The sequence below is a fragment of the Planococcus maritimus genome, assembly GCF_001592825.1.
Classification (GTDB): Bacteria; Bacillota; Bacilli; order Bacillales_A; family Planococcaceae; genus Planococcus; species Planococcus maritimus_C.
Genome location: NZ_LTZG01000063.1, coordinates 77,717 through 88,470, shown reverse-complemented (window position 1 = coordinate 88,470; position 10,754 = coordinate 77,717). Strand labels below are relative to the sequence as shown.

General features: G+C 45.9%; 12 protein-coding genes. 3 read left to right on the top strand and 9 right to left on the bottom strand.

Going from position 1 to position 10,754, the window contains the following annotated elements; genetic code table 11:
- Positions 1-115: 115 nt before the first annotated feature.
- Both AY633_RS16705 and AY633_RS15685 read right to left on the bottom strand, forming a co-directional pair.
- Positions 116-253 carry a hypothetical protein gene (locus AY633_RS16705; RefSeq protein ID WP_186008788.1) on the bottom strand — a complete coding sequence of 46 codons (138 nt, stop codon included), beginning with the start codon at positions 251-253 and terminating at the stop codon, positions 116-118.
- Between the two features lie 284 nt (positions 254-537).
- Positions 538-1,404, bottom strand: coding sequence for a nucleotidyltransferase-like protein (locus AY633_RS15685; protein ID WP_068489131.1), 867 nt, complete (start codon positions 1,402-1,404; stop codon positions 538-540).
- A 185-nt stretch (positions 1,405-1,589) separates the two neighbouring features.
- Here AY633_RS15685 and AY633_RS15680 point away from each other — a divergent pair, with 185 nt between their 5' ends.
- A complete protein-coding gene (locus AY633_RS15680) occupies positions 1,590-1,943 on the top strand; it encodes a YgzB family protein (RefSeq protein WP_068489130.1) in 354 nt (117 codons plus the stop codon).
- Between the two features lie 37 nt (positions 1,944-1,980).
- On the opposite strand, the gene perR is transcribed toward AY633_RS15680, so the two are convergent.
- From perR to bcp, 4 genes are all read right to left on the bottom strand, one after another.
- On the bottom strand, positions 1,981-2,424 hold the full coding sequence (gene perR / locus AY633_RS15675; protein WP_058381335.1) for a peroxide-responsive transcriptional repressor PerR: 444 nt from the start codon (positions 2,422-2,424) through the stop codon (positions 1,981-1,983).
- Positions 2,425-2,607: 183 nt separating this feature from the next.
- The gene (locus AY633_RS15670; protein ID WP_068489129.1) at positions 2,608-3,159 is read right to left on the bottom strand and encodes a cob(I)yrinic acid a,c-diamide adenosyltransferase; all 552 of its coding nucleotides are present in this window, start codon (positions 3,157-3,159) and stop codon (positions 2,608-2,610) included.
- 2 nt (positions 3,160-3,161) lie between these two features.
- The gene (locus tag AY633_RS15665; RefSeq protein WP_068489128.1) at positions 3,162-4,103 is read right to left on the bottom strand and encodes a D-2-hydroxyacid dehydrogenase; all 942 of its coding nucleotides are present in this window, start codon (positions 4,101-4,103) and stop codon (positions 3,162-3,164) included.
- A gap of 15 nt (positions 4,104-4,118) precedes the next feature.
- Positions 4,119-4,595 (bottom strand): thioredoxin-dependent thiol peroxidase, encoded by a 477-nt coding sequence (gene bcp, locus AY633_RS15660; protein WP_068489135.1) that lies wholly within the window; start codon positions 4,593-4,595, stop codon positions 4,119-4,121.
- 118 nt (positions 4,596-4,713) lie between these two features.
- Between bcp and AY633_RS15655 the strand changes: the two genes are divergently transcribed.
- Positions 4,714-6,000, top strand: coding sequence for a glutamate-1-semialdehyde 2,1-aminomutase (locus tag AY633_RS15655; protein ID WP_068489127.1), 1,287 nt, complete (start codon positions 4,714-4,716; stop codon positions 5,998-6,000).
- A 33-nt stretch (positions 6,001-6,033) separates the two neighbouring features.
- Complete coding sequence (locus AY633_RS15650) at positions 6,034-7,119, top strand: FUSC family protein (RefSeq protein ID WP_068489126.1); 1,086 nt, start codon at positions 6,034-6,036, stop codon at positions 7,117-7,119.
- Positions 7,120-7,152: 33 nt separating this feature from the next.
- On the opposite strand, the gene nikC is transcribed toward AY633_RS15650, so the two are convergent.
- The 3 genes from nikC to AY633_RS15635 all read right to left on the bottom strand — a co-directional run bounded on the left by nikC (position 7,153) and on the right by AY633_RS15635 (position 10,752).
- Positions 7,153-8,004 carry a nickel transporter permease gene (gene nikC, locus AY633_RS15645; protein WP_171900963.1) on the bottom strand — a complete coding sequence of 284 codons (852 nt, stop codon included), beginning with the start codon at positions 8,002-8,004 and terminating at the stop codon, positions 7,153-7,155.
- Between the two features lie 47 nt (positions 8,005-8,051).
- Positions 8,052-9,056 (bottom strand): ABC transporter permease, encoded by a 1,005-nt coding sequence (locus tag AY633_RS15640; protein WP_068489124.1) that lies wholly within the window; start codon positions 9,054-9,056, stop codon positions 8,052-8,054.
- Positions 9,057-9,138: 82 nt separating this feature from the next.
- On the bottom strand, positions 9,139-10,752 hold the full coding sequence (locus AY633_RS15635; RefSeq protein WP_068489123.1) for an ABC transporter substrate-binding protein: 1,614 nt from the start codon (positions 10,750-10,752) through the stop codon (positions 9,139-9,141).
- Positions 10,753-10,754 lie beyond the last annotated feature (2 nt).

Sequence of the window (10,754 nt, the reverse complement as noted above, 5' to 3'; positions counted from 1 at the left end):
AGCGTTCGTCCTGAGCCAGGATCAAACTCTCCATTATAGAGTAGTTGATTGCTCAATACTGCTGGCGTATCGCCGTCTCGAAGGACGCGCGATTCGCTTGATCTGCCGTAGCTGATCAGTAAGTTGTGTCACGAACACCAAAGCTTAAAATGACCGATTGCTCCGATCGCCCGGGGGCAACCATCGCAAAAGCCGTTCTCGCGCCAAGGCGCTCGTGACGTCTATTATTGACGTTTTGCTGTTCAGTTTTCAAGGTTCAAATGTTACGGCTGCTTCAAAAGCAACTTCTTTAATTTAGCACCGCTGAGCGAAAGAGTCAAGTCTTTTTTATTATTGTAAAAAACTTAATTCGTTCGAGCGACAAGTAATATCATAATACATTAGTCGATTGATTGTCAACGGAAAAACGAAAAAATCTTCAAGTTGTTTTTCAAGCGCTATTGCTATTCTAGAGCTCTCTTTCTATTTTTTACCTTGCTTTAATGAAGAAAGCTGACCAAGAGTCACTCCCGGTCAGCTTTAAAGCTTTTATAAAACTTAGTGTTTCACTGAATAATATCGATGGAAAATGCCTTCACTCTTCGTCTTCACTCCATTAATCGAAATTAAATCTTTTTCGATTAAGAACTCGATAAGGACTTCAAGGTTTGACGAATAGTTTTTCAGCTCTTCTTGTTCATGTAATTCTTGAATGGTCCAGCTGCTTTGCTTCTCCATTACTTCGCGAATATGTTGTGAACCATCTTGAGTTCGCGAATGAATGAAAAACTCGCTAGCCAAGAATAATAGTTCCAACCGCTTGTCTATGGGCTCATCGCTCGAGATAAGCTCTTCATATAGTTTATAGATTGCTGGCTCCATCTTCTTCACTTGCGACCAGACTGTCACTTCTGGCGGAAGGCCATTTTCCAACACAGATAACCGCGCCAAGTGATGGAGTGACTCTACCATGTGATGATAAGCATCTAAGTAATTCTTTTCTTCAAAGAACATTTTACCTTCCAGGTAACGGCGTATGAGTTTAGCAAACTCTAATCCCATTTTTATTTTTCTGCCGTAGAATGGATATTCTTTTAGTTCAGTTTTAAGTTTCTCCATAAACTCATTGCGATCATATATGACGCGGCCATTAAACAGCCAGTCAACAATTTTTCGGTTAGTCCCCAGCAGCAGCCATTTGTGCAATTGCTTTTCTGTGATAATATGCATGGCCGCTTTTTTATCGAGATACGTATAGTGTTTCGTGAAAACGGGCGTTTCGTTTTCTTTTGTAATGATCAGAAGAATTGAATCGAACGTATCTGTAATCGGACTGATGTCTTCTCTCTTTTCAATTAAGATGACACCGAGCGTCGTTTCCTGGCTCGCGCGTTCTTGATATAATGGTCTCAGTATTTGTTCCATCCATCGTCACTCCCTGCTGTATATCTTCATATTCAGTAATGCCCCCAACACTCCAGGCACATAGTTAATCTATGGCGTTTTTCTTTATTTCGACATATTTCTCTTATATTCCTTTAACGGAATTAGCTTAACCCTTTTTTCGGACGTTTGTGATATAGTATGATGGACGCAAGGAGGAACCGCTCATGAAATCTTATAAAAATAAAATCAACCGCATCCGGACCTTCGCTTTGGCTTTAATTTTTATCGGCATCGTCATTATGTATGTCGGTATCTATTTCCGTAACCAACCGATTGTCATGGTTATCTTTATGCTGCTCGGTGTTATTGCAATCATTGGAAGCACTGGGGTTTATGCTTGGATCGGCCTGCTCTCTATGAAAACCGTTCCAGTTCAGTGTCCGAATTGCGAGCGCCATACGAAAATGCTCGGCCGTGTAGATATCTGCATGCATTGCAATGAACCGTTGACGATGGATCCTTCACTTGAGGGGAAAGCGTTCGACGAAGAATATAATAAGAAAAAAACGCAACAATAAAAAAAGAATGTCCGCCTACATGGCGGACATTCTTTTTTTATTGTGCTTTAGCTGATTCGCTATAGCAGTCACGGCATGTTCCGTAGATTTCTAGACGATGATAATCTACTTGGAAGCCTGTAACGTGGGAAGCCAAATGTTCCACTTCGTCTAATCCTGGATAATGGAAGTCGACGATTTTTCCGCACTCATTGCAAATCATATGGTAATGATCATGGGTGACAAAGTCGAAACGGCTAGAGGAATCTCCATAGGTCAATTCTTTCACTAGCCCTGCTTTTTTAAAGACACGCAAGTTATTATAAACAGTGGCGACACTCATATTGGGAAAGGCTTTTTCAAGCGCACGATAAATATCATCTGCTGTCGGATGCGATGTAGAATGGATCATAAATTCCAAAATCGCATGTCGCTGGGGTGTAATTCTAACACCTGTAGATTTCAACGTATCGAGTGCGTCTTTCAATTGGGCTTCAGACATCGCTGGGCACCTCACTTCGTATATATTCTTACATTATAATCGTTATAATTAGTGTACCTAAAAAACTGTCGGCATGTCAAGAAATCGCTATAGGACACTAGTTTTCTGTTTATTTAGCTTACTAAGATGGAAAAGTATAAAAAAAGCAGCAGGGCATGAAGCCCTGCTGCTTGAAATTATTTCCTATTCTGCGTGAAGGCCTTTTTCTTTAGAACCCAGCTGCTGATTAACGAAGCGCGCTGCGACGAAGAGAAAATCTGAAAGCCTGTTTAGATATGCCAAGACGTTTGGCGAGACTTCTTCCCCTATTGCTATCGAATTGCGCTCGGCTCGACGCACAATGGTTCGGGCTACATGCAGTGCCGCTCCCGCTGGATGGCCGCCGGGCAAAATGAAATTGCTGAGTGGTTGGAGTTCTGCGTCGTATTCGTCAATCCAAGCTTCCAACTGATTGATGTGTTCCGTCTCGAGCTTCCATTTCACTTCTTTTTCAGCCGGGGTCGCCAATTCCGCCCCTACGTGGAAAAGGACCGTTTGGATTTGATGGAAAATTTCACAGAGCGCTTCTTTTTTCTCAAAAAATTCTCCGTTTAGATGCCCCACGCCAAGCCCGATCATCGTATTGGCCTCGTCGCAAGTCCCATATGCTTCAACGAGCGGGTCATTTTTTTTGACTCGACTGCCATAAACGAGTGAGGTCGTTCCTTTATCGCCTGTTTTAGTATAGATTTTCATCTTTAATATCCCCTTTTCATATCCACTGGATTTGATGGTGAGGTGTCGCCCTTGATCCAGTCGTGTAAATTCGGTATAAACACGTCCAATGCGCGCTCGACATATTTTCCGGAATGGCTCGAGACATGCGGAGAGATGATGACATTGTCCATTTGCCAATACGGATGGTCTGCTGGCAACGGTTCTTCTTCAAACACATCCAAAACGGCTTGGCCAATTTCCCCGGTTTCGAGCGCTTCAAGCATCACCTGGTCTTCTACTAAATCTCCACGGCCTAAATTCATGAAGATCGCATCATTTTTCATGGCTTGGAAATGTTCTTTCTTCAATAGATGGTGCGTTTCCTCGGTACTAGGCAATACAGCGATGACGATATCAGCCTTTGGAAGCGCGGTTAACGAATTTTCAAATGAAACCATTTCATCCATATACTCAGCTTTATCACCCGAACGGTTGCAGCCAATTGTCCGGACGCCAAAGGCCTGAAGCAATCGTCCGATCTCTGAGCCGATTGCCCCTGGACCGAAGAGAACGGCTGTTGAGCCTGCTAATTCGGATGAGTGGGTTTTGCGGTTCCACTCCCCATTCCGCTGGCACTCGTAGATGAATGGCAATGAACGTTTAAGTGCCAGCAAATGTGCTAACGCAGATTCGGCCATGGGGGTTTTATGAATTCCTTTGACGTTTGAAACGATGATCCCCTTATCTGCTATAGCCGCATGGGGCATTTTTTCAATACCTGCACTTGCCACCATAATCCATTTCAAGTTATCGGCACGATCAATATCGTCAGCCGTTAAATCTTCTCCGTAAGTAACCACAATATCGGCTGTCGGCAAAAATGACTTGTTCTTATATAAGAAGCGGAAAGTCACTTCAGGGAACTCGGCTTGAAGCCGTTCCTGCTGGTTCTCTTTAGGCACAAATGTAAATAGGACATCCATCAGATTCTTCCTTTCTTAATCACCGCTAATTACTTTTACAGTTTCCAACACTTCTTCGATATGCTCTTTGACTTTCACTTTTCGCCATTCCTTGATCACAGTGCCTGTCGGGTCGATCAGGAATGTCGAACGCTCGATGCCCAAAAATTCCTTGCCGTACATTTTCTTCAGCTTCCACACACCGTAAGCTTCAGACACGTGATGGTCTTCGTCAACGAGAAGCGAAAACGGCAAGCCGTGCTTGTCGATGAATTTCTGATGGCGTTCTTTCGAATCTGCACTGACGCCCAAAATTTCTACGTTTAGCTCCGAGAAATCTTTTTCGGCATCACGGAAATCACAAGCTTGCGTCGTACAGCCTGGCGTCATGTCTTTTGGGTAAAAATAAAGAACAACGTATTTTTTCCCTGCATAATCCGAAAGGGAAATCGTTTCGCCCTGTTCGTCTTGTAAGGTGAATTCCGGTGCTGCGAGTCCTTCTAATGTAGCCAAATCCATCACTCCTTTTCTTTCTTCTATCGTACCGGACGGTTTCATTTCTTTCAATTTCTTTGGCGTTTATGACGGATTTTGTCTACAATAAGGAATAGATTATTTTAGGAGGCATTTTATGGACCACTCGAATTCCGAACGATTGCATCAAGAAGCATTAGAACACATTGTCGGAGGAGTCAATAGCCCTTCCCGCTCTTATAAAGCCGTCGGTGGCGGTTCCCCAATTGCAATGGACTATGGAAAAGGCGCTCATTTTTACGATGTTGATGGCAATAAATACATCGATTATTTGGCGGCTTACGGGCCGATTATTACTGGGCATGGCCATCCGCATATCGCCAAGGCCATTGCACACGCTGCTGAAACCGGTATTTTGTTCGGCACGCCGACCAAACACGAAGTGACATTCGCTAAAATGCTGAAGCAAGCGATGCCTGCCATGGACAAAGTACGTTTTGTTAATAGCGGAACGGAAGCTGTCATGACGACCATCCGCGTATCGCGCGCGTACACAGGGCGAACTAAAATCATGAAGTTTGCCGGATGCTATCACGGCCATTCTGATTTAGTGTTAGTCGCTGCCGGATCTGGCCCTGCCACACTCGGTACACCTGACTCTGCAGGCGTCCCAAAATCAATTGCAGAAGAAGTCATCACCATTCCTTTTAACGATCCGCAAGCGTTCCAAGAGGCGATGGATCGCTGGGGAGATGAAATTGCCTGCATCCTTGTCGAGCCGATCGTCGGAAACTTCGGCATTGTCGAACCGCAAGAAGGATTCCTTGAAGGCGTACATGCTCTTGCCAAAGAAAAAGGCGCATTGATTGTGTATGATGAAGTAATCACCGCTTTCCGCTTCCATTACGGCGGAGCTCAGAATCTGCTGGGCCTCGAACCGGATTTAACGGCGCTTGGAAAAATCATCGGCGGCGGTTTGCCAATCGGTGCTTATGGTGGAAAGCGCGAGATTATGGAGACGGTCGCCCCACTCGGACCCGCATACCAGGCAGGGACAATGGCTGGCAACCCGGCTTCAATCCAAGCTGGAATCGCTTGTCTCGAAGTGCTACAGGAAAAAGGCATTTACGAACGAATGGACCAACTGGGTGAACGCCTCGAAACTGGAATTTTAGCCGCCGCTGAAAAACACGGCGTGACGATTACCATCAATCGCTTAAAAGGTGCTTTGACGATTTATTTCACCGATCAAAAAGTGGAGAATTATGAACAGGCAGAAGCCACAGATGGAGAAACGTTTGGACGTTTCTTTAAACTGATGCTAGAACAAGGCATCAATTTGGCCCCTTCCAAATACGAAGCCTGGTTTTTGACTACAGAGCATACAGAGGAAGATATCGATACATCAATACGGGCAGTGGAGCACGCATTTGCCCAGTTGTAAAAATGGAGCTTTTCCTGAAGGAGATGTTGGCCGATGAAACTCGGTGCACGCATATTCAAAACTGGTATCGCTATTGCATTAGCATTGTTTCTGGCGACGCTTCTTGAACTTCCGACCCCCGTATTTGCGGGCGTCGCGGCAATTTTCGCCATCCAACCTTCCATTTACCGGTCCTACCTGACTTTGCTCGACCAGGTGTACGGAAACTTAATCGGCGCTTCGATTGCCGTGATTTTCGTGCTGACCTTAGGGCCAAACTATTTGACGATTGGCGTCGCGGCAATCCTCGCCATTATCATTATGCTGAAATTAAAGTTGGAAAATACAGTTCCGCTGACGCTCGTGACGTTGATTATTATTATGGATTCACAATCGGATGACTTTCTCATTTTTGCTTCCCTGCGATTTGTGACAGTATTGCTTGGGATCTTATCGGCGTTTATCGTCAATATGATTTTTTTGCCGCCCAAATACGAAACCCGCTTGTTTCAATCCATCCATTCAGTCAGTGAGGATGTCATTCGATGGATCCGGATTTCCATACGGCACGCCTCCGATCATTCGTCCGTTAAAGAAGATATCAATAAATTGACTGAAAAGCTGACGAAGGTCGATCAATGGTATTTGTTTTATAAAGAAGAACGCAGCTATACGAAAAAGCAGCAATACACGAAAGCACGAAAGCTGGTATTGTACCGCCAGATGATTGCTACTTCGAAAAAAAGCCTGGAAGTTCTTCGGCGCCTGAATCGCTACGAAAATGAACTGAGGGATTTGCCCGAGCAATTTCATATGATGGTACAGGAACGCTTAGAAAGCTTGGCAAGCTACCATGAACAGCTTTACATGAAATATGTCGGAAAAATCCGCCCGGAGCATAGTGAAAGTTCAGGGCCGGATGCGGTGTTGAAACGCAATGAAGTCATGTCGATTTTTGTTAAGGAAATCAATTTATCGACCGAAGTCGAAGAAGATGAATTTTCCGTTTACCATTTAATGCACGTCTTATCTGCCCTGCTCGATTACGAAGAGCATTTGGAGCATTTGGACTTGCTGATCATCGCGTATCATAATTATCATAGCGAAGAAGTCGACCGTGACATTGAAAATGCCATATAAAAAAACGCCCGGAAAAATTTCCGGGCGTTTTTCTTATGATTTCATTCGCGGGTCGAGTGCGTCACGCAGCCCGTCTCCCATTAAATTAAAGCCAAGTACCGTCAGCATGATCGCAACACCCGGGAAAATCATCGTCCACGGGGCGTTCGTCAAATACGAACGAGAATCGGCCAGCATCTTGCCCCATTCCGGAGAAGGCGCCTGCGCCCCGAGGCCGAGAAAGCCAAGTGCAGCCGCTTCGATGATCGCTGTCGCAATCGCCAATGTGCCTTGGACGATGACTGGTGCCATGGAATTCGGCAAAATATGCGAAACCAAAATTCGGTTATCTTTCATGCCGATCGCTTTTGCCGACATGATGTATTCGTCTTCTTTGATGCTCAAAACTTTCGAACGGATCAAGCGCCCAAAGTTCGGGACGTTGATGATGGCAATCGCAATCAAGGCATTGCGCAGTGACGGCCCTAGAACCGATACGACGGCAATCGCGAGAAGGATGCTCGGAAACGCCAACATGATGTCGAATAGGCGGGAAATGATGGTATCCACCCATCGTCCATAGTAGCCGGCTAAGATGCCAAGTATGCTGCCGACGATGACCGATCCGATAACTGCCAGGAAACCAACCCAGAGCGAGATTCGCGCTCCGTATACGACGCGCGACAAAATATCGCGGCCGAAATCGTCTGTGCCCATCCAATGGTCGGCGGAAGGAGCCAGGAGCCGCTGGGAAAGGTTTTGTTCGTTAATGCCTTGCGGTGTAAACAAAGGTCCGAAAATCGCCAAAAGTATGAAGAAGATGACGATGCCCATGCCGACGACCGCGACTTTACTTTTGCGGAATCCGCGCCACGCCTCTTTCCAAGGGCCGGCGACTTTTTGCATTTCCTGCTTATCTGCTGTTGTTTCTGCCAATTTGCTCCTCCCCCTTCCTAATCATATTTGATCCTTGGATCGACCAAGCCGTAAAGCAAATCGACGATAAGATTGATCATAACGAAGATAAATGCGACGACTAGAATACCGGATTGGATAACTGGGTAATCACGGAACCCGATCGCTTCATAAATATAGCGCCCGATGCCTGGCCATCCGAAAATGGTCTCTGTCAATATCGCGCCGCCGAGCAGCAAGCCCATTTGCAAGCCGATGATCGTAAGGACGGGAATGATCGCATTTTTTAATGCGTGTTTATAGACGACCCAGAACATCTTGACGCCTTTAGCCCGAGCTGTCCGAACATAATCTGAACGCATGACTTCTAGCATCGATGAGCGCGTCATCCGTGCGATGATTGCCATCGGAATGGTCGCAAGCGCCGTACCCGGCAGCACCAAATGTTTCAACACGGTGGCAAGCTGGTTGAAATCGCCTTGGATAAGCGTGTCCAACACATAAAAATTGGTGATATTATCGATTGGATCCCTGACGTTTTCACGTCCTGTTGTCGGCAATATGCCGAGTTCAATGGAGAAGATCCATTGGTTCATGAGTCCGAGCCAGAAGATTGGCATGGATACACCAATCAAAGCCAAAATCATTGCCAAATAGTCAAACCATGAATTTTGGAACCATGCCGAGATGATGCCTGCGTTAATACCGATCACTACGGCAATGATGATCGCAAATAAAGACAATTCAAATGTTGCCGCCAAATAGGGCCAAATTTCTTCAGAAACAGGAGAACGTGTACGCAATGACTCCCCCATGTCCCCTGTAATGAGGCCTTTTAAGTAGTCGAAATATTGGATATACCAGGGGTTATCAAGCCCTAGACTGGTCCGTAATGCTTTAATTGCTTCTTCGGATGCTTGTTGCCCAAGGATGACTTGTGCTGGATCGCCTGGAATCGCCCGGATGATCATAAAGACGATAAACGTCATTCCAAGCAATACAGGAATCAATTGCAAAAGCCGTTGCCCGATATAGTGAAGCATCTTCTTCACCTCTCCATCTCAATTGCGTTATGTATTGAAAAAGGGGGAGAAATCAGTATGACCTCTCCCCCCAAAGAAATGCCTACTCCAAATCTACTGATGCCAGTTTATCAGAGCCAGTTGGATGCGCTTTAAAGTCGATTACGTTTGTCCCACCAGCAAGAAGCGGTGTAGAGTGCGCAAGTGGTACCCATGGAGCATCTTCGTGGATGATTTCCTGAGCCTGCATATACAATTCATTGCGGGCATCTTCATCAACTTCTGTCTGTGCTTCGATCAATAGATCGTGAAGTTCCTGGTTTTCGTAGTATGTGTAGTTGTTTGATCCAATGTTGTCTTGGTCAAGCAATACATACAGGAAGTTATCGGCATCGCCGTTATCGCCTGTCCAACCAAGAAGGAATGCATCCGCTTCACCTGCTGCCGCTTTTTCGAGGTATGTTGCCCACTCGAACGAAACGATTTCAGCTGTAATGCCGACTTCTGCCAAATCACTTTGGATTGCTTCCGCTACTTTTTGGCCATCTGGCATGTATGGACGCGGAACTGGCATTGCCCATAGTTCCATCGTGAATCCATCTTCAAGTCCTGCTTCAGCCAATAGTTCTTTTGCTTTTTCAGGATCGTATTCATAGCCTTCAATGCTGTCGTTGTAACCGCTGATTACCGGAGGCATCGGGTTTTTCGCGACTTCTGCGCGGCCTTCATAGAATGAATCTACAAGTGCCTGGCGGTCGATCGCATGGTTCATCGCCTGGCGGACTTTCGGATCGTCGAATGGCTCACGAGTCGTCGTCAAGCCAAGGTAGCCGACGTTCATCGATGGGCGTTCGAACAATTGAAGGTTTTCATCGCTTTCAATCGTTTCAGCGTCAGATGGTGTAATGCCATCAGCCAAATCGATTTCGCCAGACAATAGGGCATTCAAGCGAGCTGAGTTATCCGGAATCGCACGGAACACGACTTGGTCGAGTTTCGGCTCTCCATCCACCCAATAATCATCGAATTTTTCGATTGTTACGGTATCGTTGCGCTTCCATTCAACAAATTGGAATGGACCGGTTCCGACAGGATTGTCGCCGAATGATTCACCGGCTTCTTCAAATGCAGTTGGTGAAGCGATGCCAAACGGGCTCATCGCCAAGTTTTTCAAGAATGGTGCTTGCGGGCGTTTCAATTTAATCACGACTTCGTAATCGCCAGTCGCTTCAACCGATTCGATGACGTGTTCTTCTTCATCGCCGAATCCGCCAAACATTGATTTATAGTACGGGAATTGGTCTGCATCTCCAGCAGCCCAGCGGTCAAAGTTCGCGACAACTGCTTCTGCGTTGAAATCTGTCCCATCATGGAACGTGACGCCTTCTTGCAATTGGAACGTGTAAGTCAATCCATCTTCTTCTGCTTGCCAATCGCTAGCAAGTCCTGCTTCAATCTCTGTATCTTGCTCGCCGAAATTGATCAATGTGTCAAAGATGTTTTTCGTTACTTTGAAAGACTCTCCATCTGTAACCGAAATTGGATCCAGTGATACTGAGTCGCCGCCACGGCCGAAGATCAGCACTTTTTCGCCGCCTGATTCTGAATCTCCACCTTCTCCGTCTGATTCTGAATCACCGCCTGAACAGCCGTAAAGCGCTGTCGACAGCAAAAGCAGCATCAGGAAAGCGAGTGATAAAATTTTCTTTTTCCCCAAAA